Raw genomic sequence first — 25,834 nt, forward strand, 5'->3', positions numbered from 1 at the left:
CCGCCTTAATCGATTAGTGTGTCTTCTACTGCTTTCATCACATCATACGCGTCATCACTATGGTTAGAAGGGACAGCTAGTACAATATCTGCATTTGGATAATAAGCCGAATGAAAACTTACACCAGGATCATATCCCATGACATGGTATTTGTAGATTTGTTCTTCCTTGTTGTGAATCCATAACCCATACCCATAGTAAACATCTTTCCTCACATCAACATGGGCTGTAAACATTTCGTGCTGTGTTTCTTCTCCTAGAAGACGCCCTCCAGTAAGTGCATTCCAAAGCCTCCCCATATCAGGTGCGGTTACGTATGCCCCGCCGTCAGCTCCCCCAATAACAGGAATAGAATACTGGTTGGTTTTCCATGAGCCATCATCTAACTCCACATAACCATAAGCCACATTACTTGGAAGCTGATCAAGAGCAAAGTATCCCGAACTCATCATCCCAGCTGGTTTAAATACGTGCTCTTCTATGTATTCCTGAAACTTCATACCTGTCTGAGCTTCTACCACAAGCCCAAGTAAGATATATCCCGCATTGTTATAATGAAAATCGTCACCGGGTTGAAACTTCATTCTCCCTTTTTCAAACATTGGTAAGAAATCACTACAATTCCTGAGTGTATACATAGGAACAGTCTTCCATAGTGCTTCAAAATCATCCATTTCTTCTTCATCAAAATAATCAGGAATGCCCGATGTATGAGTGAGTAAATGATGGATGGTTATTCCCTCATCAAAGGTAGGGAAAGATTGATCAACACAATGGGATAGTTTTGAATAAAATGTTATGACCCCTTTATCAACAAGCTGACAGATTGCAATAGCTGTAAATAACTTACACCCAGAAGCGATCCCGAACCGAGTATCTATGGTATTCTTTCTTTCTTCTGAACGATTGGCATCTCCCCCTGCTGCTTCAAATAAGACTTCATTCTTTTGCTCTATATAGATCGATCCAGAGAAATGTGTCCGTAGCATCTGATCCTCAAGCTTCTGCCGAATCGCAATAGCTGATCGATTCATATTCATCCGCACCCCTTTTTTTACATTTATCTACACTATTTCCTTCTAATGTTATTTCAAGCTTAACAGAGAATATCCTTTATTTTCTAGAAGAATGGTCCTTTTAAAGTTAAATGTTGACATTTACATTTACAAATCGTACCATGTTTGTAAATAATTGATTTGCATTTGCAAATCAATTTGCAAACGCAAATAAGAAAGGTGATTATAATGAACAAAAAACATGAGATGAAAAAAGAAGTCATGAACGTTAATTGGGAACAACAAAAAGTACTATCTAATCCGCTAAGATCAAGATTGGTAGCTTTACTGTACGAACAATCCATGACCCCTAAACAAGTAGCCGATTTAGTGGGGAAAAACCCCGGAACTGTTTACTATCACATTCAGCAGCTTGTAAAGCACGATATCCTAGAAATTGAAAGCATTAATACCGAAAAAGGGATTGTAGAAAAATATTACACATCTAAAGCTAATGTATTTAAGAACCCAGAAGAAGTCTCTCCCTCAGGCCACGTTGATAGTAAGGCTGCAAATATTTATTTATCGAAGAAACTTTTAGATCAATTCAGTGAAGAGTTAGAGGAACTTCTTTTTAGATATGGACACTTATCTTATAAAGAAAAGGGTCATGAAGAGCAGTTACCATATGCTATTGAATTCCTTATAAAAGAATCTGGTGAGGAGGAATAATACAAATGAAAAAAATACCCCCATTTGTAATGGAAAGAAATTTTTTGATACTTATGTTAGGTGTTTTTGTTAATGGACTAGGAAGCGGGATATACTACGTCGCAGGGATGTTGCTCGTTTTGAATGTAAGCGGAAGTGTTCTTTATTCTGGATTTGCATTTTTCGCACTAACTTTAGCAAACACAATGTCTTTTTTAATTGCTCCATTAGCAAACTATGCTAAATATAAGAATAGTTTAGTTTATAGCAACCTTATTAAAGCGATTATTTTATTCACCATACCATTAGTAAACTACACAATTGGATTAAATGTATGGTATGTCATTACCTTGCTATTCATCACTGCTCTCTTTACTCAATTTACATATCCAATCGAATCTACCATCTTACCTATAATCGTAGGAAAAGACCATGTCATTGAAGCAAACTCCTATTTACAAACAATCCGTGAATCAATGGATATTGCTTTCATTGCAGGGGCAGGTATACTCATTTCCCTTATAGGTACGATTCCATCTATCACGATTACCGCTCTATGCCTAATCCTCGTATCCACCCTATATGCCTTTTTTAACTTCCAACAACCAGAACAGGACAGAGAAAAATCAAAGTCTATTGGATCTGCTGTGACGAGCTATTTTACAGACCTAAAAGCCGGATTTACCTATATAAGTAATTCGTTAGTTACACATATGATTTTTTCATTAGTCTTTATCAACATGTCCATGGTAATCATGACAACCAACTTACCTGCCTTTTCACTTTTAAAGGGGAATGGTATTGAAGCGGTGTATGGCTTTTATTTAGCTTCTATGTCGCTAGGAGTGTTGCTAGGTTCAATTCTTTCTCCTAAACTAAAACATATCGATTTCGGAAAGTTGATTATCACTACATTTGCAGGTACAGGTTTTATGTGGATTGGGACCTCCCTTTTACCATTAATCCCGTCCATGATTTTATTCTCTACTGGTGCCATTTCTCTTGGGATCATTAACATCCTTGTCTTTTCATCTATCCAGAAACAAGTAGAGACAGCTTATATCGGAAGAGTCATTACTGTCTTAACTAGCGCAGCAGGTTTAGGAATGCCTATAGGTTCTCTTATCGGTGGAGTTTTGGGTGAAACTTTTGCTCCAGAAATCCCTGTTATGATCTGTGGCATTTCGATGATTATCTTCAGTCTGTTTTGGTTAAGTAGCTCTGTATTACGTAAACTTCCTGGGATCGATCATGTACATCTATTTAGTTCATAAGTTGTTTTAATTAAGAGGTGTATAGCTTAATATAGCAAGTATGTAAACAAGTCAAGATCATAAAAAAGTGGCGTGGGAATCTATTAATAGATTTCCACGCCACTTTAAACGGTTTAGTTTATAAGTAATCATACCATCATGTCTTCCGAATAAGAAGATATATAAAGTAAGGAGCTCCAATAAGAGCGGTCATAATACCTGCTGGAATTCCCTCAGGGTCCATCACATTTCGTCCTACTGTATCAGCAATTAACAAAAGGAGACCTCCTAAGAGAATTGATATAGGGATGAAGCTTTGAGCTCTTGGGCCGATCAGAGCTTTTGCCAAATGAGGAGCCAATAGACCTATAAAGGCGATTCCACCCGTCACTGATACTGAAGCTGCCGCTAGAGCAACGGCTGCGATGAGAAGCGTAACGCGTTCTCTTTCAATGGATACCCCTGCTCCGATGGCAACAGGCTCACTTAAGCTCAACAAATTCATCCGATTTGCCTTGTAAAGTGTATAAGGAATAAGGAGGATGAGCCACGGCAGTAAGGCCAGAACAAAAGGCCAGTCCGTTCCCCATATGTTTCCCGCTAACCAGTTAGCAATAAAATCAACTTTCTTACGTTCAGCAGAGGAAATAAGAATGATCATAGATCCTGATAAAGCCATGGCAAATCCAATTCCGACAAGGACTAATCGAACGGGCTGGAAACCAACGTGCTTTTGATACGAGAAGAAATAAATAAGAGCAGATGTAACAATCGCACCTAGGAAACCAACAGCCGGAATCATGTATACAAAAGTGTCTACTTGTACCGGAAAGAACAAGAAGTATACGGCGATCCCAAGCCCAGCACCTGCATTAATACCAATAATGCCAGGGTCAGCGAGATCATTTCTCGTAATACTTTGTAAGATCGCACCCGACAGAGCAAGAGCCATTCCTGCCAACACGGTGATCACAATCCTTGGGAGTCTAACGGAGAATATCACAAACGATTCTTTAAAAGTCCCTTCCCCCATAAGTGTGGGAAGAATTCGATCAAAGGACACCGAAGAGTATCCAAGACCCGTTGCTACAAATGCTGTACCAATCATGAGAAACGTAAGGAAAGCTACTAATAGACGTTGTTTACGTACAAGTTTTGGATGAATCATGAGAAGACGCCCCCTCCCTTTTTCACAATATATAAGAAGAAAGGCAGTCCAAGCAGCGCAATAATAGCTGCTACAGGTGTTTCGTAAGGCGCGTTAATTGTTCTTCCTGCCGTATCCGCTACTAGCATAAACGCCGCCCCAATAAGAACCGATAATGGAATAATAAACCTATAATCTGTTCCTACCATCGCTCGGACGATATGTGGAATCATTAGTCCGATAAATACCATATTTCCAACTAACGCAACGGCTGATCCCGCTAGTATAATCACAACGGTAAATAAGGCTAATTTGATAAAGGTTACCTTCTGACCTAAGCCAACCGCTAGTTCTTCGTTTAGACTTAAAATGGTGAGCTGCTTCGATAAGATAAGAGCCACGAAAATTCCGATAACAATAATAGGGATAATCAGCTGAAGCTGACTCCAAGAGGTTCCCATTAAACCACCTGCAGTCCACATCGTAATATCTTTTGAAACGTGAAAATATAAGCCAATGAATTCTCCAATCGCTGTAAGGAAAGCCGACACCGCAGCTCCTGCTAACACGATTCGAAATGGAGAGAAGCCACCTCTTTTCATAGAGCCAATCCCCATAACGAGACCTGCACCAATCGCTGCACCGATAAAGCAAGCAATCGTGATCCAAATGTAATTTGCACCCGGTAGTAACGCAAGTGCAATCGCTAGTGCCATATTCGCGCCTGAGGTTAATCCAAGAAGACCTGGATCGGCAAGGGGGTTTTTGGTGAGTCCCTGCATAATCGCACCGGAAACAGCAAGTGCTGCCCCTACCACGATCGCGCCCACTTCACGCGGGATACGGATTTCCGACAAGAGAAGGGTTGCTTCATTTTCTCTATCTGTCATAAACGTCATCCATATGTCTTTAAAGGAAAGATCCGCTGCTCCTAAGCGCAAAGCGATCAGGAAGGAGAGAACACAAAGGATGCTTCCGACAGTGAGTTGAATAGGAAAGGATAGTTTTTTCATTCTCATCATCTTTCTACAATAAATTGTTGGCTATGTAAAAAAAGAGGATCACTGGGTGATCCTCTTTTTTAATTATTCACCTAGGAAGGCTTCTTTAAAGTAATCAAGCTGATAATCTAGCGTATTTGGATCATTAAAGTAGAATTCTTTTGCATCTACTTCAAATACTTGATCGTTCTTTACAGCTGGAATGTTTTGATACGTTTTGGTTTCCTGGAATGAGTTGTCCTGGTCACTGTTCTTACTAAAGATTACATAATCTCCTGCGTACTCTGGAAGTACTTCAGGTGAGATCGCGTAGTAGCCTGGTTCAAGTGCCATTTCCTTAACTTTCTCAGGCATTTTCAGATCCATAGCTTGATAGAGAATTTCTGTACCGCGTCCCCAGTTATCTCCGAATACGTAGATTTGCTTGTCGAACTTCTCGATAACAGAAACCGTTGTGTCTTCGCCAATCTTATCCTTAATTTTCTCCCCTGCTTCCTGGGCGCGTTTCTCAAAATCTTCTACCCATTCACGAGCTTGTTCTTCTTTATTTACAAGTTTCCCAATCTCAATATGTTGCTCAAGATAATCCGCTTTTCCATACGTATATGTAACCGTCGGAGCGATTTCTTTTAACTTATCAATATTCTTCGTTGTAGATAATCCAATAATAAGGTCAGGATCCATCTCAATAATTTTCTCTAGGTTATCAGCTGTTACAGCCTCCACCCCTTCTAGCTCATCCTGGAATCTTGGATTGTTCTTTGACCAAGAATCAACACCTACCATATTCACATCAAGGTTCATTAAGTTCCCTGCAAAAGAGGATAAAACGACAACACGTTCAGGATCTTTCGGAACTTCTACAGGTCCATTTTCCGATTCGTATGTAAAGGTTTCTGAACTTGCCTCCTCTTTCTTAGTTGTGTCTTCTTCTGTATTCCCTCCTGCACTATTGGAGCAAGCACTAAGAACAAGCGCTAGCATAAGAAGCAGTGTGATTTGAATCTTCTTCATTTTGTTGTTCTCCCTTCCATAAGTTGTATGTTACACACATTGGTTTATCTGTTCTCGGATCGCGCCCTATGTCTGCATCTATACTGAACACGTCTCTTAGGACGTCACGTTGAATGACGTCTTCCGGGCTCCCAGCCTTCACAATCTCTCCGTCTTTCATAGCCACTATGTAATCGGCAAAACGAGCGGCTTGATTCAAGTCATGAAGGACCATCACGATCGTCCGTCCTTCTTCTTGATTCAGCTTTTGCAACAGTTCAAGCACCTCAAGCTGGTGAGCCATATCAAGGTACGTTGTTGGCTCGTCGAGGAAAATCATATCCGTTTCCTGAGCGAGTGACATCGCAATCCAAACCCGTTGGCGCTGTCCACCTGATAAGGAATCAACTGCCTGGTATTTAAATTCCGTTGTGCCTGTTACATCCAATGCCCACTCGATGACTTCCATATCTCGCTTCGTTAAACGACCGAATCCTTTCTGATAAGGAAATCGACCATAGGAAACAAGTTCACCAACCGTTAACCCACTAGCTCCTTCAGGATTTTGAGGTAAAATAGCGAGCTTCCGAGCGAGTTCTTTCGTATTCTGTTGTGTAATGGATTCACCATCCAATATAATCGAACCGGATTGATGGGAATGAATACGGGTCATCGCTTTTAAGAGCGTTGACTTCCCACAGCCATTCGAACCGATGATAGTGGTTATTTGTTGATCAGGGATCTCTACGTGTAAGTCCTTCACAATTGTTTTGTCCCCGTATCCTACATTTACGTTCTCAGTAAAAAGGCGAGTCATATGGATCCTCCCGATTCGATATTGTGCACATTTTATGTTGATAATGATTATCACTAGCAGTACAATGTAACTATAATGGGAATGAGAATCGATGTCAACTACAAGTTTGCTGATTGAATAAAGGAGTGGAACGAATGCACAATGAAGAATGCTTTGACGTAACGATTATCGGCGGCGGACCTGCAGGCCTATACTCCGCGTTCTATAGTGGGTTGCGGGAACTGAAAACGAAAATTATAGAATTCCAACCTCAACTTGGCGGGAAGGTTCACGTCTACCCTGAGAAAATTGTGTGGGACGTAGGAGGCTTGCTCCCGACTCCTGGCGAGAAACTGATTGAGAATCTGGTAGAGCAAGGACTCTCTTTTGATCCGGAAGTTGTATTAGGAGAAAAAGTAGAATCGGTACAGAAAAACGAGGAAGGTATCTTTGAACTAACCGTTTCTTCTGGAGTCGTTCATTATTCTAAAACGGTCATCATTGCGGTAGGCAGTGGGATTTTACAGCCTCAAAAACTTCAGATTGAAGGTGCTGAACGATTTGAAGTATCAAACCTTCACTACACTATCCAGTCATTAAAAGAATTTAAAGGTAAAACCGTTCTTATATCAGGCGGCGGTAATTCAGCCATCGATTGGGCGAACGAACTGACTCCAATTGCTGAGAAGGTGTACGTATCTTACCGCAAAGGAGAACTAAAAGGACACGAGGCCCAAGTATCTCAACTGCTTGAAAGTTCAGCAACTTGTTTGTTACATACAGAGATTACGAAACTATGTACAGATGATGGACATCACATAGAAACCGTCGAGCTCCTCGACCATAAAAATGGTGAGTCAGTCTCAGTTGATGTAGATGAAGTTCTGATCAATCATGGCTTCGACCAGGATGCATCTCTTCTCGATCATAGTCCTCTCCCTGTTGAGCGGAAAGGTCATTATTTTATTGCAGGGAATGAAAACAGTGAGTCTTCAATACCTGGGATGTATGCTGCTGGTGATATTTTGGCTCACGAAGGGAAATTGAATCTCATTGCCGGTGCCTTCCAGGATGCTGCAAATGCTGTGAATAAAGCGAAGCAATACATTGAACCAGACGCAACGGCTAAAGCGATGGTTTCTTCTCATAATGCGATTTTTAAGGAAAAGAACAAGGATATTGTGGAGAGTCTTGTGAGGTAGCTCTGTGAACCTTCTTATAAGACCTGGCCGTATTAGTGGAGTGGCCTTGGCCCTGCTTCGCTGCCGAGCTAGCGGCTCAAGTTGTAATTTTATGACCTAAGTCCGTGCCACATTGGCGGAAGAGCGGCTCAAGTTACGAGTTTATGGCTCAAGTCCGTCCATACCGGCGGACGAGCGGCTCAAGTTACGAGTTTCTGACTCAAGTCCAGTCCATACCGGCGGACGAGCGGCTCAAGTTACGAGTTTCTGACTCAAGTCCGTCCATACCGGCGGACGAGCGGCTCAAGTTACGAGTTTCTGACTCAAGTCCAGTCCATTGTGGCTCTACTTTTTAAGAAAACGACTCATGTTTGATTTTTTACGACTCAAGATAACCATTTCTGGCTCATGTCACACTTCACTGGCTCATGATTCTCTATACTGGCTCTTGTTTTCGCAAATCCGGTTCAAGCAAGTGCCATGACGCTGACAAGTGGCTCAAGTTTAGGGTTTCCGACTCGAGTTCTCCTCCATGCCCCGAACAAGTGACACAAGCTCCAACAAGTCCAACAAAAAAGACCCGGCCGCAAAGCCAGGTCTTATCGAATCATATGGATGAACGAACGGAGTACACGGGCGGTTAACCCCCAGATGATCCGTTCGTTATACTGATAGAAATATTCTTCATACTTCCGGGCTTGCCATTCGTAATCTTCCCCATTACTAATTAAGTGATAAGGGAAGTCTGGGTCAGGTTTGATCTCCATTTGGACATGATGGACAGTCGGTTCATGCTCTAAAAAGTATTGAAGAGGTACGGTAAATACTTCGGCTACTTCATCTGGATTGGGTTTTAGCTCTTTTTCTTCACAGTGTAGCAAGCCAACATACGCTTCAATCTTCATACCAAATGGCGAGATCATTTGACCAAAGGAATAGACATCGCTCATCGCACCAGGACGAACGCCGAGTTCCTCGGATGCCTCTCGTACTGCTGTATGCATTGGACCTTCATCGTCACGATCCATTTTTCCTCCAGGGAAACAAACTTCACCAGGCTGCCGTCTCATCGTATGAGAACGTACTTCAAACATAAGGTGGAGTTCATTTTCTTTTTCTATAATCGGTAAAAACAATGAATACTTTTTCATTGATTCTTCCCCGATAATAGCTGGGGTGTGTTTCTCTAATTTGTCTTGTATGGCTTTCAGGTTCATGAATTCTCCCCTTTCCTTACACTTTTACTATATCAGGTTTCAATGGATTCCCCATTCTTTACGCTTAAAGCAAAAGGTGAAAGCCAATAGGGCTTTCACCTTTTATAAAGCAATTACGACAACAAAGGTAGCCGCTACAAGTCCAAGAATAGTCCCCGTTACTTTCCTTCCACCGCTTCCCTTAAAGAAGCTTGCCACTAGTACGAAGTAAAGAATAGTTGCTGCAGCACTAAATATCAATCCTTCAACGATATAATGCGTCTTGTAATGAGAGTAGTAAGCTACAAAATAAAGTACCCACGAAACGATGGCAACGCCACCAATCATATACAGAAAATTACGATCCTTCATGATAAATTTCCTCATTTCTTCTCTTGGTTACTTCCGTTATTTTACCCATTTTCGTCACGAATGTCCATTCTCGTTCGTTTATGAAGAATCCTTATTCTGTCTTTCCTCAAGCTTAGTCGTAATATAAGCTACATCTTAGAGATCCCATGAATAAAGTATGTAAATAAAATACTGAGCGTCGAAAAGCAACTAAGCCCAATAGCCACAAACCGATTGTGATTCACTTCTCGAATAGCACTTAGGTTCCCGAGTATACCTAAAGTAAAACTGATCGGAAGAATAAAATCCTCAGCTACTTGTTCAGGGAGGTATGGGTATCTATTTATAAAGAATAAAACCCAATGTACCCCTAAAAAACAACAGACTAACAGCGTCAACTTCATCGGGAAATGTCCAAATCCTCTTTCTTGAATCGTCTCTAAAAGCATATTAAAAATAAATATAGAAATCACAATGAGTATTATAAGGAACAAAATCGAGAGGCTCAAGTGAAGACACTCCTTCCTCTATTTGCATTTCAAAAGCTATGGCATCGACGTAACAGCTCCATAGATAAAGATGGTTGCCACTACTAAGAACACCATAAAGAAATTCGATCCACGTAAAAGCAAACCTATTTTAATTTCTGTTCCTATCCTTTGCTGAACAATAAATCCCGCTACGATTGAAAGTGACCAACTCACAATACCCCACGCGGTATGAAAGATGATCGAATCCATTATCCAGCCAATAAAATAAGCGATATGTAACAAAATAAGCAACACAGCAACCCTTACCATAGCAGCACCACCTTTTTACTTATATACCTTTATCCAACCACTTTATTTCAACCCTTTTCTTTATTATAATTTGATACTTATTTATTGTAAATCAATAAACTAAATATTATAATGAGGACATCATACATAAAACGAGGTGCATTATGAAACGAGGAACGACAGTATTTTTAAAAGTGTCCCTTATCTTGTTTGGAATCATTGTAGTTTCTTTAAGTTTATTCGCTCTTCCCCGGTTAGCTTCATATGCAGCACAATCTTATCCGGAGTTCAGCCATTTGCAGTATCCTGTATTAGTAGGGATAAATTTAACGGTTGTTCCCTTTTTAATGGCTCTTTATCAGGCATATCAACTTTTACAACTAATTGAAGAGAAAACAGCTTTCTCAAAGCGAGCTGTTGAATTACTTCGGAAGATTAAATACGATGCCCTAATTATTTTAGGAATGTATATTGTAGGAATGGTTATACTCATCACTCAAAGCGCTCTACAACCTGGAATTATCTTGATGTGGCTTGCCATAATCTTTGCCTGCCTCATTATTTCTGTCTTCTCCACCGTCTTACAAGAATTGCTACAAAGTGCTGTAGATATAAAATCAGAAAACGACCTAACAGTTTGAGGTGAAATGACATGGCGATTATTATTAACATCGATGTGATGCTAGCGAAGCGAAAGATGAGTGTAACGGAACTCTCTGAACGGGTCGGAATCACAATGGCGAATATGTCCATTTTAAAGAACGGGAAGGCCAAGGCTATACGCGTAACAACGCTTGATGCGATTTGTAAAGCACTTGATTGTCAGCCTGGTGACATTTTGGAGTACCAAGAAGATGAAGCGGAATAAAACAAGAGCCACTCGCTATACGAGTGGCTCTTTCTAACCTATGTAATCATCTTTAGCAAGAATTCTTGATCCTCTTTAAAGGCTAGTGGGAGAATAGCCAGTTCTTCCTTGGTCTTCCATTCAATGGCATGGATTAACTGATCAGGGTCCTGAAGTTTTCGGGTACCCCCAATTACTTTCACCTTAAAATAATGAACTTCATAATCTATCTGATGGTTCTCATTACGTCCTTTTTTTACGTTTACTTTTTCAATAATTTCAGCCTTATTTCCAGTTTCTTCATTAAATTCTCTCAAACAACATTCGTCATATGTTTCTCCTTCTTCCACGCCTCCTGAGGGTGCAGTCCATTTCTTCACTTCTTCTGGCTTACCTTGCAACACCATCAGCAATTCATTATTTTCATTCACACATACTCCGGATGCTCCCTTCCATTTATGCATGTCTAATCCTCCATCCACATTCGTTCTACTGTTCTTCTAAAAGGTTTAATCCGATACACATCTGGGTTACTCAATCTTTTCCACTCTTCAAACCCAAAGCTTTGATCGAATTCTCCTAATATTAGCGACATCAAGTTCCCATGTGTGACAAGAATAATTATTTCTCCTTCTCCATGAAGCACTTCTTCTAAAACAGACATAGCCCGTTCCGATGCTATACGACTAGTTTCGCCTCCTTCATAGGCAAGCTCCATGTCATAGTAGGTACGTTCTAACTTTTCTAACCAGTCTGTGAGAGGCTCACTACTTAACCGTCGTTCTTCAAGTCTTATCTCCTCTTCAATGGCGACACCTTTCTCTAGCCCAAGAGGTTGGATTGACTGAATCGCTCGTTTATAGGGGCTAGTCACAATTCGATCAACTTCTTTACCTTGGAAAAACACCCGTAACTTCTCCGCATGGGCCATCCCTTCTTTTGTTAGCGAAGCTCCTGGCTCTTGCCCTTCAGCTTTACAATGTCGGATGATATAAACTTCTTTATTCACGTCACTGCACCTCCCGAATTTCCTACTACATACTTCTACTCTTCCATACGATTACCTCCACAAACATACTTTTTCTGACAAAAAATGTAGTTCCTTTTACTCCAACCGAAAGAAGGATATTCTGTTAATTGCTCCATTTATAACCAAGACTTTTCATTCATTCTGCTAGTGAATATGAACGAATTCGCAAATTTCTGAAAGGAAATGATCCAGAACAAGAAGAAGTGAACGCGTACAGAATTAAAGGAGGAATGAGAAATGAAACGACAATTAGTGACACTTACTTTAGCAGGAGCTTTAATAACTTCAACAGGTGCTTTCGCTAACACCAGCACCATTATTGCAGGAGAAAACGGACCAAACGGACCGAACTACAACGGGAACGAAACCATTAAAAATGAGCGTCTGCATTCATATGAAGAAATGTCTGACCTTCTTCAAAAACTTGATCAAAAATCAGAAGCACTAGAATTAGAGGTATTTGGACAATCTGTCAAAGAGCGAGATTTGTATCTTGCGAAGTTTGGTATGAATGAAGATAATCCAACGATCCTCTTCCTTACACAACAACATGGGAATGAAACCTTAACCACTGAGGGAGCACTTCAACTGATCAAATACTTAACAAACAACAGTAAGGAAGTGAAACATATCATAGAAAACGTGAATATTCTTGTAGCCCCAAGGCTAAATGTTGACGGTGCTGAAGGAGACGTTAACTTCTCATTAGATGATTACGTTTCAGGTACGCATACAAGATACAATGCAAATGGGGTAGATTTAAACCGCGATCATGTTGACCGTGAACAACCAGAAACGAAAGCATTACATGAAAACGTTTTGCAAAAATATAGTCCAGACTATATGATTGACCTTCACCATCAAGGTACACAAACAACCCTTGGTGACACAGGTGAGCTTGTATCAGGTTCAATCCTTTATCCAACGAATTCTGAAGTAGATGAGGAAGTTAGAGAGCAATCTAAGAAACTAGGTGCGGTCGTTTACAACGCTGTTGATTCCAAAGGATATGGGTTACTATCGAAGTACCCTGGTGGAACTGCCCAAACAATTAGCCGAAATGGGCTGGCTGCTGAATACGGAATTTCCACTTTATTATTTGAGATGAGAGGCATGGCTGATCATTACCGTGAAGATTACGTATTAGGCCAGAAGAGTAACGGATACTTGATTCAACAAGCTGTTGTAGCCATGAAATCTACTTTGGAGGCTTTAGCTGATGATACATTAGAATCCGCTGACGCTTCCTTTTGGGACACACTACCTGAAAGCAACTATTCTGGCGAATAACCCCTATCAAGACGAGCCCTTATGAATAAGGGCTCGTTTTACTTTCTCTCACTCGAATTGTCATCTTTCCCCTTCCAATAAAAAAGCAAGCACTCATCATGGAGTGCTTGCTCTATTTATCTATTATTTCATAAATACGTGGTCACCAATAACCGTTGTCACTTCTTTTTGACTTAAATAGTCACTTTGTGCTTTATCAGGGTTATAGAAAAAGAGAGAGTCATTGTCATATCCTTGATAATCAAGAGCTTCTTGAACAGCACGCTTCGATTCAGCGCTAGCTGCCTCTTTAATCGTTCCATTTAACACAGGAGAAAACTGGATCCCGTCATGAATAACGCCATGAATGGAATTAGGGAAAAGATCACTTTCAACACGGTTTAAGACTACCGTAGCCACAGCTACTTTCCCCGCATAGCTCTCACCCTTAGCCTCCGCTTCAACAAGACGACTCAATAAATCTCTTTCATAATTGTTAGGAACGACAGGAAGCTTCAACTGATCTCCTGGATGAATAGTAGATTCACCCTTATCATTCATCTCCTGAAGTTGTTTATAAGATAATCCATATTTCGTAGCGATTTTATATATAGATTCGCCCTTTTGGACGGTATGAGTATTGGCATGAGCTTCACTTTGGCCTGGAAATGAAAAAGCGAAAATTGAACAAGTAATAGTTGCAATCATTCCTAATTTCTTTAACACGTTGCATCGACCTCCAAGTTGCTGTTTTCTGATATTAAGGTAACACATGAGTGAACTCATTTTCACTATTAATTGTTGCCACTACTGGAAGAGATAGCCGAAGATAGCAAGGATGGGAACCCATCGCCCACAAGTTGCATAGTGTATATGGACATTGGCCTAAGGAGGAAATCGAATGTATTATCAACACACAGGCTGGCGTGAAGGGTGGATGGACCCACAATACCAGACATTAGTTGACCCATTTGTCATTCAGCGCCTTCAATCCGTAGTGGGAAATGAATTAATCATCGAAACAACAAAAGATACGACAAGAGGAACCTTAACAGAAGTACAGCCTGATCATATTGTACTTCAGATCGGAGATTCAACATTTTTCATACGCATTCAACAAATTGTCTCGATTATGCCTTTATAACTGCAGAGTATATAGTAGAAAATCACCGTATTGCAATCCCCCACAGACACCTCGAACTACGAGTTTAAAGCTTTTTTGAGTACGCTGTTCAGTTCAAGTTTAGCCCGCTAATCTTAATTACTACAATTTGAGACCTTGAAATGCGGAAGTGAACGTTACAGTATGAAGACTAAGACAGACTTGGCAAAAACTCGATTCCCTGCGGTGAGACCGATCCATTATTAATATGGCGACGTTTTTGTTTACTCTATAACAACGGAGGTGGTCTTGGGAAAATGCGAGACTCCCGCGGAAAGACGGGCTTCAGAGATCCCGCAGGGAGTGAAACGACTGAGGAAGCTCTGGAGTTCGTCCGCAGGAAAGCGAGCGTTTTCCCAAGACCACCTATCCCTCACTATAGCAAACAAAACGTTATACTATACCGATTCAGTACCTATTTTTCTCATGTTCAATAAAGGTCAAAATAAAACTTTTATAGAACTACTTCGTAGAACACATGACTAAAGACGCTCCCTATACATAGAGAGCGTCCCACCCGAGTTATGCCGTGCGTAAGAAAGAAGCCACAATTGAAACAATACCATATACCCCAAATGTTAACGCATATCCTATACCGCCTACTAATCCACCAGCAAGAATGGAACCCATCACTTGGCCGATCGATAGCATTAAGAATGGAACCCCTATACCAAGGGAAGCGTTTGAAGAGAAAACGCGAATACCCCAAACAATAAGCAATCCACACATAAACAAGTTTGCAATACCGAATAAAGCCGCTGCTGTATAAGCTAAGAATAGATTTCCAGGAGCCACAGCAAGCAAAATAGGAGCAACCCCCATCATGACGCCAAATATGGTATAGGTCGCTTGTAAACCAATCTTCTCAATAACGGCACCCCCAAGGCCACTCAATGTGCCAAAAAGACCGATGACGATCCAAAATAGAGAGAGTTCTAGATTGGTATAATCACCTGAAACTTCAATATAAGAACGCGAGAACGTCCAAAAGCAAGCGCTAGAAGCCCCCATTAAGATTGATCCTATTACAATAGAAGGACTCCCTTTTAAAGCACTAAGCGACAAGCGTCCTTGTTCAAATCGAAGCGACGATTCTTCTTTTGGAATAATTTTGTAGTTCCAGATTAATACGATTAACGCTATGGCCGCATAGATTAAATAGGTCATGCGCCAATGGGGCGTCAGCAGAATCGCAGCCATTCCTGTTACCACAATTCCAATACTCGTTCCGGAGTTAATCCATGTGTTGGCTTTACCTTGTAAAGGCTCCTTAATCCATAAGGAAATGGCTGCCCCATAAGGTGGAGATACGAGCCCCGTACTGCCCCCTGCCAACAAAACCCCGAGCGCAAGTGTCCACTCCGATCTGGCCCCACTAATAATAAGTAAACCAAACAAAGCAAACGAACCCGCAAGTAAGATCATTTGTCGTGGACCTTTCCTCGACGTCTTTACTGTCGAATAGAGAATTGTAAAACAATATGCGAGATAAAATAGAGAAGATATAATACCAGATACTAGATCTGACATGCCGAAGGTGGCATGAATGTTTGGAAGCAATAAGCCATAGCTATAACGGGCTAGTCCGTACGTGACCGCGATCATCGTTACGCCAGGAAAAACGAGTTTCGTAAATTTCATTATCCATTCCACCTTTTCATGAAATTTAGATAGAACGTTCTTTCTACTTTGTGTAAAAAAAGATACGCTCACCGGTTGGGCAAGCAGATCGTCGCAGTCACGCTTTTGTTCCTATTGGTTTATGAGCTTATACGAAAAACGGTACCCAAAGTTCGGATGCCGTTTTTAGTGATAGGTCTCTAGTAATCGTTTTGTCATGGTTATGGCGTGTGCGGTTGCTTGCTCCGAATCTGTTATCTGTGTCATCGAGGTTGCACCTTCTAAAATCAACAGGAATTGATAAGAGAAATCCTTATGTTCCTTGATTCCTATGCTCTCCCCAAGTTCTTCAAAAAATCGGAGTAGCTTCGCTTTATGATCACGTGCAATTTGAGCGATCTCAGGATTGGTCTCTGCATATACTTCAATTGCTCTTAGAAACATACAACCTTGAGGAGATACGTCACTCAAAAATCGTCCGTGCTGTTCAGCTAATGTAACAAAGGGTATATCTGTATGTTGGTCAACCGTACCCATATACGCCCAATACCGCTCCTCACGGTGTCTTATGGACTCCTCGACTAACTTGTCCTTTGATGAGAAGTGATTATAAAGCGTCATGGTAGCGACATTGGCCTCTTGTATAATCTGTTTCAGACCAACACCGTGAAATCCGTAATCGTAAAATAATTGTTCAGCTACGTTTAAGAGTTGTTCCCTCTTCTTACTCAATGGCAAACCTCCAGTTTAGATAGAACGTTCATTCTACTTTAAAATTAGCACGGTAGGTTTGCTAAGTCAAAGATAAATTTTAAAAAAATAAGACTTTGTTACATTTCAATTTTATAATAGAACTGTTCAAGATTCGGCAGGATTATTGAAGACTCGAAAATGAGAGAATGTTTCCGTTTGCGTTATTTGAGAATAAGGCGGTTGGGGAAATCACTCGCTTTCCGCGGCGAGCTGGGGAGCCTCCTCAGTCGCATTCGCTCCCTCCGGGGTCTCCCCTAGGCTCCAACTGCCGCAGGAGTCTCGCAATTTCCCCAACCACCTCTGCTATATATGGTGTTACAGAAACATGCCATATGAGGAAACATATCAGCTCTCACCACTCTCAAGATGCAGGGGCCGTTCTGAAAACTACAGCATGGGTGTCTGGGGAACGGGGAGACTCCTGCGGGAGAAAGAGGTCGACGAGACCCCGGACTGAACAAAGTGAAGGAGGAGGCTCGACAGCTCGCCCGCGGAAAGCGAGTCGTTCCCCAGACACCCCAAATACTAAACAAATGTAACGGCCCTATCCACACAAAAGTGTCTCAGCTTCGATTTTCCATATAAGGGGGCTTATGTGGAACAAATAAAAATCAACTATACACATTAACAGAGACATAAATAAATACACATGCAGTCATGGGACTGCATGTGTATAACAAGGTTACTTCTCTAAGTTAGAAGAGATATATTCTTTTACAACTTCAAACACATATTCCTGGTTAGAGCTAGCTGTCTCAGGGTTATACTGACCGCCGTTTGTCTTGTTGTTGGAAAGAATGCGTATACCTAGGAATGGGACATCGTAGGCTTTTGCAATTTGTGCTCCTGCTGCGCCTTCCATTTCTTCAACAGACGTTCCGTAGTTTTCATGGAACCATTGAATGCGGTCGACTTCGTTATTCCATACATCCGCTGATCCGATTGTACCTTCGACAACTTTTCCTTCTGTATGCACGTCCTTAACCGCCTTCGCTGCTTCAAGAAGTTCTTCGTCCCCTTCATAGAATCGCGCTTTCTCCGCATTCGGGTCTTCACCAGCACTTCCTTCAGAGGCCATTAAGTCCATCGGGATCCAGTTCGTTGGCTCAATCCCTTCACCATCCGCGCGGTCTCCCGTTTTAAGAGATCCGATGTTGGTGGTTTTTTCACCTAATACAATATCAAATACATTTAAATTCGGATCATGTCCTCCAGAAGTACCCTGGTTGATGATTGCTGCTGGATTGTAGCGTTCGATTGCAACGGCTGTTGCAGCTGCTGTATTTTCCATTCCCTTACCTGTCTTGGCAACGATGACAGGATATCCATCGAGCGTTCCTTTATAAAATACAAACGTTCCTGACGTTTCTTCTTCCACATCTGATAATTTCTCAGCAAAATTTTCAGCTTCAATAGGCATTGGTCCTTGAACAAGGATCGGTTGAGCCGTTTCTTCCTCTGTTGTTTGTGACTCTGCTTTTGAACTACATCCTGCTAGTAGAATAAGAAATAATGCTGCAATGATGGCTACTTGCTTTGTGAATAGATTTTGCTTCATCTGTAATCGCTCCTCTTTTGAGTTCTCTTGTTGTCCCTTAAATCATTCACCGATCCTCCTGTAACTCGATCTACTGAATTAAAAACCTCCATTAAAAAAGGCCTGGAATATGTAGAATCATTCTACCTTCCAGACCAGCAAGTTAAAGTATGAGAAAACTATACAGACGTACATATAGCATTCCCTTTGAACGGCAACTAAAAAAGAAGAAGCCGTACATGTCTATACTTCAACTCGTAGTCTAGTTCTTTCAATGGGAACCAGGTAGAAACGCTCAGACCTTATTACTGAGAATATACGAGTGATATAATTTTTAGGTTGTTACAAAGCAACTGTAACAGATGCATACAACCATTTCAACAAAAACACGAATGTTTTTTATTTACAATCAATTATCGTTCGTATTTTTAACGCTAAAAAATCTCTCTCCCAAAACGGGAAAGAGATTTTAAATAAGTGGTCTACCAAATCTGATCTACGTATTCAGGGTGATCAATAAATGGATTCCGATTTCCTTGATAGTCTGTAAAAATGATTTCATTTCTATTTCGTTCAAAGGAATCAACCGGGTCACTCTCATGCCATTCTTTTAACGTCGATAGCTTTCCTAAGTACGGTCCACTTGTGCCTACGCTATCTGCAATCTCTAAATCCAATTCACCACTATCTCCTTCATAGCGTACGGCCATATAAAAGATCATCCGAGCTACGTCACCTTTCACCTCGTCACGAGGTTCCCATGAATCTGAATCATAATAGGTGTCTGGTGCTTCTGAATGGAGATTTCCTCCGTTGTCAAAATCCAAATTTCCTCTTGTTGAATTGACAGAGACATCTGTTGGTCTAAGGTGATGAATATCTGTCCCTGCTCCCATAGAAGTACCGAAGTCACCGTGGGATTTAGCCCAAACGTGCTCACGGTTCCACTCATCAACAAGACCACCGTTTTCATATTTTGAAATGGAATCACCAGTGTATAAAAGCAGTACATTATTTGAGTTCGTTGGATCCTCATCTGTGTGACGGAGTGCATCCCATACCTGATCATATGATAATTCCGCATGATCATCTATTATCGTGTGAAGTTCTTCTTTCAGGTTGCTTCCTGTTAGTCCTTCAGCCGATCGGTAATAGTCACCGATCGTTTCCCCGCCATCACCCGAATCACCATCATCTCCAGAATCCGTTTCTAAGGTGATCGATGTAACGGATTCCACACCTTCATGATTAAAGTAATCATCACGCGTACCATCTACACGTATGATTTCTCCGAACTTATCAGGATTGGTTTGGAGACCAAATTCACTTCGGTAGTCAGAATCAAGTTTAACGAAGAGCATGTTCGAGACATCAGTCTCACTTGGATCATCAGCTAGTGCTAAGGCGTAGTCACTTGAGAAGTTACTCTGCTCCACGTAATCAATCGCTGTTGGTACTCCGACGATATAACCTTCTACCGTAACTTTTGTTCCGTTCGGAGTCCCTATCCCCTCCCCTACCTCAAGAAAGGACTTAACTCCTGAATCACACCCACCTAACAAGAGCAACAGGCTGATTAGGCAAATTATCGATTTCCTCATGCGTTGACACTCCCTTGGAGGACAGTCTTATTTTTATGAACAGTTTCGTGCTTCACACATGATTTCCTTCTCTTTTGAGTAAACACAGTTTTCTATAATAGAGGCTCAACAAAATTTCCGTATTTACGTAAGAGAACGTATGTATTGAATGTAATCCGTTATCACGATTTTAACTTTCTTATTATTAGATAAGTTAAAATGGCTATGACGATTATAAAAACACCAAACTGAATAAGCATGTCTCCAAAGTAAACGCCTTCTATATTTTCAGATTGATCCATTTCCATATACCTCCTATTCATATCACTTTACTTTCTTCCATTTATTTTAAACTCTTTAAAATAAAATCGGCTACCATGAAGCAATCAATTTCTCGCCTATTGGATTTTTCTTCGTTCTTTTTAATGAAAATCACGCTTACATAACAATTCCTATTGCATGCTCGCTCATTTTTATGTAAATTAGCTAAGTATGTTTAATAGGAGGTATCATCATGAATGAACAACAATCGACTCAACGTGTTCAACTAGCAACAGCAGATCCATCTGCGATTGGGCTATTTGGTCTTGCGATGGTGACGCTTGTGGCGTCTTCAGCTAAATTAGGATGGACAGACGGTGTATCCTTTGTCTTGCCTTGGGCTATTTTCTTAGGAGGAATTGCGCAGCTTATCGCAAGTATGCTGGATTCAAAACACAATAATACATTTGGTACAACCGCCTTTGGGGCGTTCGGGTTGTTCTGGCTCGGCGTTGGAACATCGTGGTTAATCGACTTCGGCGTATTTGGCGAAGCAGCCGCGGCAGCTGTAGACCCTAATCAATTAGGTATTGCCTACATCGGATACTTAATCTTTAGCCTATTCATGACAGTCGGTGCTATGGAAACCCATAAAGTATTATTCTCTATCTTTGTCTTTATTGATTTCTTATTTATTGGATTATCGCTCTCCACTTTAGGAATTATGCCACACGCTATGCACTTATTAGCCGCTATTGCAGAATTCTGCATCGCGCTCTTAAGCTTCTACGGCTCCGCTGCAAGTGTACTCAATACCCACTTTGGCCGCGTAACCCTACCTGTAGGAAAGCCATTTGGCATCTTCAAAGACTAAAATTAAGAATCACCTAAAGCCCTGAACGGTTACCGTTCAGGGCTTTAACGTAATGAAGCGTGCCAGACACCCTGCAATGCATTACAGCAATGAAGGGTGTCTGGCACGCTTTACTCTTTTACCCCACTAAAGGGTGGGTTGTTTTTTTGGGTGAGACGTGTCAGACTAGGTATAGTTTATAGAATGCGTGGTGATACACATGATAGAAATTAAAACATCAAGTCTCTCAGATGGAGAGTATAACAGAGGAGTTTTCGCTACGCGTGATATCCAAAAACGTGAGCTGATCCATGAAGCCCCAGTCATTCCTTATCCAAACGAGGACCATGAGCATATTGAGAAAACACTACTTGCTGATTATGCTTTTGAATATGGCGAGAATCACACAGCCCTTCTTCTAGGGTACGGCATGCTCTTTAACCACTCGTATCAACCAAATTCAAATTACGTGATTAACTTTGATAATGATACGTTTGAGTTTTACGCATATACGGATATTAAAGCTGGTGAGGAAATCCTCATTAACTATAACGGTTTCGTTGATGACCAAGAACTTCTATGGTTCGATAAAGAATAATCTTTAAAATACGTCCCTTAATGGGGCGTATTTTTTATTTCTAATACTTTGTGAAAGAGCCAGCAATCATGAGGGCTCAAAATCTGAGAAAATGTTTCCGTTTGCTTTGGTTAAGCGTAAGGTGATTCGGGAAATTACTCGCTTTCCGAGGCGAGCTGGAAAGCCTCCTCAACCGCTACGCGCTTTCCGGGGTCTTCCCTAGGCTCCTACTGCCGCAGGAGTCTCGCAATTTCCCGAATCACCTTTGCCACATGTGGAGTAACGGAAAACATGCCATGTCCGGCAATGTAGCAAGTTCCACCGCCCTTAGTCCTTCGCATAACTATAGTCAATGGTAGCTGAGGAACGGGTAGATTCCTGTTGGAGAAAGAGGTGTACAAGACCACATAGAGAATGCCAGCGAACGAGGGGCGAGGAAGTTCGACTAAAACCGTCACGTCCTGTGACAACCTCGAACGACCCCACATCGCGTGGGACCGCCCGCGGAAAGCGAGTCGTTCCCCTACCGCTCAACCTTGGTAACGTCCCTGTTCTATATCTAGCGCCTGAGCTTCTAGTCTCCTACATAAGGAGTATGTGGAACAATAATCGGTTTCTCAGCGGGTTTATCCTTCCATTATGAGGGAATACGTGCACTATCTATGTACTTATAAGGAGTGTTAGGATGTCTCATTTTATTGAAGTAGAACCTGGGGTTAAGCTTTTTGTGGAAGATATAGGAGAAGGACAGCCCATTGTCTTTATTCATGGCTGGCCTTTAAATCATAAGATGTTCGAGTATCAAATGAATGAACTTCCTCAGAAAGGGTACCGTTTTATCGGTATTGATCTACGCGGGTTTGGACAATCAGATAAGCCCGCATTCGGGTATGATTATGATACACTCGCTCATGATATTAAAGTCGTTGTGGAATCATTAGATCTCAAGAATTTCTTCCTAGCAGGCTTTTCAATGGGTGGACCGATTAGTATTCAGTACGCTACGAAGCATGCGAACGATGAACTCGCACAACTTATTTTAATCGGAGCCGCTGCACCGAGCTTTACAAGCCGCGATGGTTTCCAGCACGGTATGGCTCAAGAGGAAGTGGATGGTCTCATTAACGCTTTCCAACACGATCGTCCAAACGCACTGAAAGACTTTGGTGTGAACTTCTTCCATAAAGCTACATCAGCTCCATTCAATGAATGGTTTTTCCATTTAGGATTAGAGGCAAGTGGACATGCGACAATCGAGACGGCAAAATCCCTACGCGATGAAGACTTACGCCATGTACTAGAGTACATTAACGTGCCCACACTAATTATGCACGGAGAAGATGACAACATTTGTGACTATGCTTTCTCAGAAATTTTGCACGAAGAGATTAAGGACTCTACATTTGTTTCCTTTGAAATTAGTGGTCACGGCCTAATTTATGATGAACGCGAGAAATGTAATGAAGAATTATTGAAGCTTTTGAAATAGGTTGACGTATTCCAAGGACTAATCACTCCCGCAGTGATTAGTCCTTTTTTCTATCCCATCCTAAAGCACTTTTTCATGTATGTTCGAACGTCCCTCGGGGTAAACAAAAGAAGAATGAGGAGGTGTTTTAGCATGAGAAAACCGTGGATTATGAAACAAGAATGGAATGACTTAGTATTTATCCATTGGCCTGTTAAAGTGAGTGACCTAAGGCCCCACGTTCCAAGTTGCTTTGATATAGATACATACGAGGGCTGGGCATGGATCGCAATTGTACCGTTTCAAATGGCAAATATTCAACTTCGTGGGCTGCCTGTCGTTCCAGGCTTTAGTCAGTTACTTGAACTAAACGTCAGGACATACGTTAAATACAAAGGAGAACCAGGTGTTTATTTTTATACATTAGATGCGAATCATCTTACGGGTGTCAGTATCGCAAGGTATCTTTTTGGTTTGAATTATGTGACAGCCAGGATGTCTTTACATCAACAAAAAGACACCTATCACTTTTTAAGCCGTAGAACGCATATTGGCTTAACGAAAGCCCATTTTCACGCAAGGTATCGTCCACTGTCACCAGTACTTAGAGCTCAACCAGGATCATTGATGTACTGGCTCACAGAACGTTATGCGCTCTTTGTAAAACGAGGAAAACGCATATACAAAGGCCCGATTTTTCATCAAAACTGGCAGCTACAAAAAGGAGAGGTTGAGATACCCATGAATGGGTTAACAGACTTTCTCCCCTCTTATGTATTTGACCAGAAACCTGTCGTGTATTTTTCGAAAACCCTTCATACAAGTATCTTCCCATTTGAACGCTATGATTAAAATGATGTTCTAAACTCCCCCTCCCCTCTCATTTACTAGTTATAGACAAGCTATTTGGAGAGGGTTAGATTATGTTTCCTATGATGATTAGTTCAATCGTACTTGGTTTATCCATTGCTGCACCTGTTGGACCTATTAACATCGAAATCGTGAAAAGAGGGTTACTTTATGGATTCTGGCCTGCCTTTTTAGTTGGGCTTGGAGGCATGTCTTCAGACTTGATCCTCATGGGGGCGATGTATTTTGGACTATCGCAAGTCTTAGGATTTATATGGGTGAAGATCGCCCTGATGGGACTCGGATGTTTCATTCTCCTTCACTCAGGATGGGCTAACTTTTTTACGAGCTTTGAACCTGAAGAGCATGATGAAAACGACCAACGAAATCTCCCAAGCGTAGGTTGGAGATCCTATGCAACAGGCATGACGATCGCTGGGACGAACCCGATGAATTTATTATTTTGGATTAGCATTTATGGCTCTGTTTTAAGCTCCAGTTTACAGCAGGAAAATCACCTTTACGCCTTTTTTACGAGTAGTTTGGTTTTTGTAGGAATCGGTCTTTGGAACGCAAACCTTGCGTTGACCGTTCATTTTGGTCGCACCTTAATGAACGCAGTCGCTATGAAGATGATTTGCATCATAGCAAGCTGTGTGCTGATGGGATTTGGGGTATATTTCGGGTATCAGTGTTTTCTTTTAGTTCTAAAAGCACTATAAAAAAGGCGCCTCCTATATAGTAAGGAGACGCCTCTTTTTTACGTGAGTGGACTTAATTGTTTCTTTTGATTTACGGCAAAAGAAAAGTAAAGCATCGATCCAATCATAATTCGAACAACCCGGATCGGTACGTGGTCGTATTTGGCTTGTATATGGTCAATGGCTTGTTTCTTTATAAAAGCTGTCATTTCATCATCAATGTACTTAAGCAGTTGTTGCTTGTTAATCGTCAAATAAATTTCGTAATGCCCGTTGTCGGCTTTAATGTCTTCTTGTATAAAAAGCCTCATTGTTTCTGTTTCACCTCTCCTGAAAAAATAACTCTTGTTCTTATCGTTACCCATATCACAGCAAGATAATCTTAATAATATGCATAAATGGATTTTGGGTGAGAGATTTCCCAAAGGATGAGATGATAACATGAACAGATGTTTAAAGGAAAGACTAAAAAGGTAAAAAAACTAAAGAGCTTCCTCTCTAAGCAGGAGCCATACATGATTTTATAAATATACAAAAGCAGGTGATGAATAATGGCAGCATATACAGAAGAAGAAATTCAACACTCTTTACGAGACGTACCAGAATGGGAACGAAATAAGGGTTCAATCGAACGTACCTTTACGTTTAGTGAATACTTAGATGGCATCCAATTTGTGAATAAATTAGGCGCAATTGCAGAAGAAAAAGACCACCATCCACACATTGGTGTCGACTACGGTAAAGTAACTGTATCGTTAACTTCCCATGACGTAAAAGGATTGTCAGCAAGAGATTTCGATCTAGCCCAGCGCTACGACGAAGCCTACACAAACCTAGAAGACTAGACATGTTTTAAAGCAAAAGCTGGACCCAGACACCCTTTATAGCATTAAAGCACTAATGGGTGTCTGGCACGCTTCATTG

General features: G+C 41.2%; 30 protein-coding genes and 1 riboswitch. Of the genes, 13 read left to right on the forward strand and 17 right to left on the reverse strand.

All coding sequences use genetic code 11. The features are described 5' to 3' along the window. Positions 1 to 5: 5 nt before the first annotated feature. Positions 6 to 1,034, reverse strand: coding sequence for a serine hydrolase domain-containing protein (locus tag IEW76_RS09420; RefSeq protein WP_188653181.1), 1,029 nt, complete (start codon positions 1,032 to 1,034; stop codon positions 6 to 8). A 210-nt stretch (positions 1,035 to 1,244) separates the two neighbouring features. Between IEW76_RS09420 and IEW76_RS09425 the strand changes: the two genes are divergently transcribed. Beyond that, complete coding sequence (locus IEW76_RS09425) at positions 1,245 to 1,727, forward strand: ArsR/SmtB family transcription factor (RefSeq protein ID WP_188653183.1); 483 nt, start codon at positions 1,245 to 1,247, stop codon at positions 1,725 to 1,727. A 5-nt stretch (positions 1,728 to 1,732) separates the two neighbouring features. Beyond that, positions 1,733 to 2,980 carry an MFS transporter gene (locus IEW76_RS09430; protein WP_188653185.1) on the forward strand — a complete coding sequence of 416 codons (1,248 nt, stop codon included), beginning with the start codon at positions 1,733 to 1,735 and terminating at the stop codon, positions 2,978 to 2,980. Positions 2,981 to 3,116: 136 nt separating this feature from the next. On the opposite strand, the gene IEW76_RS09435 is transcribed toward IEW76_RS09430, so the two are convergent. The 4 genes from IEW76_RS09435 to IEW76_RS09450 form a co-directional block, all read right to left on the reverse strand. Beyond that, the gene (locus IEW76_RS09435) at positions 3,117 to 4,127 is read right to left on the reverse strand and encodes a FecCD family ABC transporter permease (protein WP_188653186.1); all 1,011 of its coding nucleotides are present in this window, start codon (positions 4,125 to 4,127) and stop codon (positions 3,117 to 3,119) included. Continuing rightward, positions 4,124 to 5,119: a FecCD family ABC transporter permease gene (locus IEW76_RS09440; protein ID WP_308422063.1), complete on the reverse strand. Its 996-nt coding sequence runs from the start codon at positions 5,117 to 5,119 to the stop codon at positions 4,124 to 4,126. The genes IEW76_RS09435 and IEW76_RS09440 overlap by 4 nt, the downstream gene beginning before the upstream one ends. 72 nt (positions 5,120 to 5,191) lie before the next feature. After that, entirely contained in the window at positions 5,192 to 6,121 is a 930-nt protein-coding gene (locus tag IEW76_RS09445) for an iron-hydroxamate ABC transporter substrate-binding protein (RefSeq protein WP_188653190.1), read from the reverse strand. Further along, positions 6,072 to 6,917 carry an ABC transporter ATP-binding protein gene (locus IEW76_RS09450; RefSeq protein WP_188653192.1) on the reverse strand — a complete coding sequence of 282 codons (846 nt, stop codon included), beginning with the start codon at positions 6,915 to 6,917 and terminating at the stop codon, positions 6,072 to 6,074. The genes IEW76_RS09445 and IEW76_RS09450 overlap by 50 nt, the downstream gene beginning before the upstream one ends. 134 nt (positions 6,918 to 7,051) lie before the next feature. On the opposite strand from IEW76_RS09450, the gene IEW76_RS09455 reads away from it, so the two are divergent. Continuing rightward, positions 7,052 to 8,098 carry an NAD(P)/FAD-dependent oxidoreductase gene (locus IEW76_RS09455; RefSeq protein ID WP_188653194.1) on the forward strand — a complete coding sequence of 349 codons (1,047 nt, stop codon included), beginning with the start codon at positions 7,052 to 7,054 and terminating at the stop codon, positions 8,096 to 8,098. A gap of 578 nt (positions 8,099 to 8,676) precedes the next feature. On the opposite strand, the gene IEW76_RS09460 is transcribed toward IEW76_RS09455, so the two are convergent. The 4 genes from IEW76_RS09460 to IEW76_RS09475 all read right to left on the reverse strand — a co-directional run bounded on the left by IEW76_RS09460 (position 8,677) and on the right by IEW76_RS09475 (position 10,424). Beyond that, on the reverse strand, positions 8,677 to 9,294 hold the full coding sequence (locus IEW76_RS09460; protein WP_188653196.1) for an NUDIX hydrolase: 618 nt from the start codon (positions 9,292 to 9,294) through the stop codon (positions 8,677 to 8,679). Between the two features lie 102 nt (positions 9,295 to 9,396). After that, entirely contained in the window at positions 9,397 to 9,645 is a 249-nt protein-coding gene (locus tag IEW76_RS09465; protein ID WP_188653198.1) for a hypothetical protein, read from the reverse strand. Between the two features lie 128 nt (positions 9,646 to 9,773). Continuing rightward, a complete protein-coding gene (locus IEW76_RS09470; RefSeq protein ID WP_188653199.1) occupies positions 9,774 to 10,133 on the reverse strand; it encodes a hypothetical protein in 360 nt (119 codons plus the stop codon). Positions 10,134 to 10,169: 36 nt separating this feature from the next. Beyond that, on the reverse strand, positions 10,170 to 10,424 hold the full coding sequence (locus tag IEW76_RS09475; RefSeq protein WP_188653201.1) for a hypothetical protein: 255 nt from the start codon (positions 10,422 to 10,424) through the stop codon (positions 10,170 to 10,172). A 143-nt stretch (positions 10,425 to 10,567) separates the two neighbouring features. Here IEW76_RS09475 and IEW76_RS09480 point away from each other — a divergent pair, with 143 nt between their 5' ends. Together IEW76_RS09480 and IEW76_RS09485 are read left to right on the forward strand one after the other, a co-directional pair. Continuing rightward, positions 10,568 to 11,044, forward strand: a complete 477-nt coding sequence (locus IEW76_RS09480) for a DUF2975 domain-containing protein (protein ID WP_188653203.1) — start codon at positions 10,568 to 10,570, stop codon at positions 11,042 to 11,044. Between the two features lie 11 nt (positions 11,045 to 11,055). Then, positions 11,056 to 11,271, forward strand: coding sequence for a helix-turn-helix domain-containing protein (locus IEW76_RS09485; protein WP_188653205.1), 216 nt, complete (start codon positions 11,056 to 11,058; stop codon positions 11,269 to 11,271). A gap of 38 nt (positions 11,272 to 11,309) precedes the next feature. Here IEW76_RS09485 and IEW76_RS09490 read toward each other — a convergent pair whose 3' ends face one another. Both IEW76_RS09490 and IEW76_RS09495 read right to left on the reverse strand, forming a co-directional pair. After that, complete coding sequence (locus tag IEW76_RS09490; RefSeq protein ID WP_188653207.1) at positions 11,310 to 11,714, reverse strand: NUDIX hydrolase; 405 nt, start codon at positions 11,712 to 11,714, stop codon at positions 11,310 to 11,312. A 2-nt stretch (positions 11,715 to 11,716) separates the two neighbouring features. Next, positions 11,717 to 12,259, reverse strand: a complete 543-nt coding sequence (locus tag IEW76_RS09495) for a histidine phosphatase family protein (protein WP_188653209.1) — start codon at positions 12,257 to 12,259, stop codon at positions 11,717 to 11,719. Between the two features lie 258 nt (positions 12,260 to 12,517). On the opposite strand from IEW76_RS09495, the gene IEW76_RS09500 reads away from it, so the two are divergent. Then, entirely contained in the window at positions 12,518 to 13,570 is a 1,053-nt protein-coding gene (locus IEW76_RS09500; protein ID WP_188653211.1) for a M14 family metallopeptidase, read from the forward strand. Between the two features lie 123 nt (positions 13,571 to 13,693). Here IEW76_RS09500 and IEW76_RS09505 read toward each other — a convergent pair whose 3' ends face one another. Then, positions 13,694 to 14,275, reverse strand: coding sequence for a cell wall hydrolase (locus IEW76_RS09505; RefSeq protein WP_308422064.1), 582 nt, complete (start codon positions 14,273 to 14,275; stop codon positions 13,694 to 13,696). A 175-nt stretch (positions 14,276 to 14,450) separates the two neighbouring features. Here IEW76_RS09505 and IEW76_RS09510 point away from each other — a divergent pair, with 175 nt between their 5' ends. Further along, entirely contained in the window at positions 14,451 to 14,693 is a 243-nt protein-coding gene (locus IEW76_RS09510; protein ID WP_229721186.1) for a YuzF family protein, read from the forward strand. Between the two features lie 540 nt (positions 14,694 to 15,233). Here the strand turns inward: IEW76_RS09510 and IEW76_RS09515 are convergent. From IEW76_RS09515 to IEW76_RS09530, 4 genes are all read right to left on the reverse strand, one after another. Beyond that, positions 15,234 to 16,352 (reverse strand): MFS transporter, encoded by a 1,119-nt coding sequence (locus IEW76_RS09515; protein WP_188653214.1) that lies wholly within the window; start codon positions 16,350 to 16,352, stop codon positions 15,234 to 15,236. Between the two features lie 165 nt (positions 16,353 to 16,517). Next, on the reverse strand, positions 16,518 to 17,063 hold the full coding sequence (locus IEW76_RS09520) for a TetR/AcrR family transcriptional regulator (protein WP_188653216.1): 546 nt from the start codon (positions 17,061 to 17,063) through the stop codon (positions 16,518 to 16,520). 703 nt (positions 17,064 to 17,766) lie between these two features. Further along, the gene (locus tag IEW76_RS09525; RefSeq protein ID WP_188653218.1) at positions 17,767 to 18,642 is read right to left on the reverse strand and encodes a 5'-methylthioadenosine/S-adenosylhomocysteine nucleosidase; all 876 of its coding nucleotides are present in this window, start codon (positions 18,640 to 18,642) and stop codon (positions 17,767 to 17,769) included. Positions 18,643 to 18,859: 217 nt separating this feature from the next. Next, positions 18,860 to 18,963: riboswitch (purine riboswitch) on the reverse strand. Between the two features lie 140 nt (positions 18,964 to 19,103). Next, entirely contained in the window at positions 19,104 to 20,222 is a 1,119-nt protein-coding gene (locus IEW76_RS09530) for an endonuclease (protein ID WP_188653220.1), read from the reverse strand. Between the two features lie 493 nt (positions 20,223 to 20,715). On the opposite strand from IEW76_RS09530, the gene IEW76_RS09535 reads away from it, so the two are divergent. From IEW76_RS09535 to IEW76_RS09555, 5 genes are all read left to right on the forward strand, one after another. Beyond that, entirely contained in the window at positions 20,716 to 21,336 is a 621-nt protein-coding gene (locus IEW76_RS09535) for an acetate uptake transporter (protein WP_188653222.1), read from the forward strand. Positions 21,337 to 21,535: 199 nt separating this feature from the next. Next, on the forward strand, positions 21,536 to 21,913 hold the full coding sequence (locus IEW76_RS09540) for an SET domain-containing protein (protein ID WP_188653224.1): 378 nt from the start codon (positions 21,536 to 21,538) through the stop codon (positions 21,911 to 21,913). Positions 21,914 to 22,577: 664 nt separating this feature from the next. After that, the gene (locus tag IEW76_RS09545; protein WP_188653226.1) at positions 22,578 to 23,381 is read left to right on the forward strand and encodes an alpha/beta fold hydrolase; all 804 of its coding nucleotides are present in this window, start codon (positions 22,578 to 22,580) and stop codon (positions 23,379 to 23,381) included. A 132-nt stretch (positions 23,382 to 23,513) separates the two neighbouring features. Further along, the gene (locus IEW76_RS09550; protein ID WP_188653228.1) at positions 23,514 to 24,212 is read left to right on the forward strand and encodes a YqjF family protein; all 699 of its coding nucleotides are present in this window, start codon (positions 23,514 to 23,516) and stop codon (positions 24,210 to 24,212) included. A 71-nt stretch (positions 24,213 to 24,283) separates the two neighbouring features. After that, a complete protein-coding gene (locus IEW76_RS09555; RefSeq protein ID WP_229721187.1) occupies positions 24,284 to 24,931 on the forward strand; it encodes a LysE family translocator in 648 nt (215 codons plus the stop codon). Positions 24,932 to 24,969: 38 nt separating this feature from the next. On the opposite strand, the gene IEW76_RS09560 is transcribed toward IEW76_RS09555, so the two are convergent. Next, a complete protein-coding gene (locus IEW76_RS09560) occupies positions 24,970 to 25,221 on the reverse strand; it encodes a hypothetical protein (RefSeq protein WP_188653230.1) in 252 nt (83 codons plus the stop codon). Positions 25,222 to 25,461: 240 nt separating this feature from the next. Between IEW76_RS09560 and IEW76_RS09565 the strand changes: the two genes are divergently transcribed. Continuing rightward, positions 25,462 to 25,755, forward strand: a complete 294-nt coding sequence (locus IEW76_RS09565; RefSeq protein ID WP_188653232.1) for a 4a-hydroxytetrahydrobiopterin dehydratase — start codon at positions 25,462 to 25,464, stop codon at positions 25,753 to 25,755. The last annotated feature ends 79 nt before the right edge of the window (positions 25,756 to 25,834 follow it).

Origin of the sequence: Pontibacillus salipaludis, assembly GCF_014642405.1 — a bacterium.
In the GTDB taxonomy this organism is placed as follows: Bacteria; Bacillota; Bacilli; order Bacillales; family BH030062; genus Pontibacillus; species Pontibacillus salipaludis.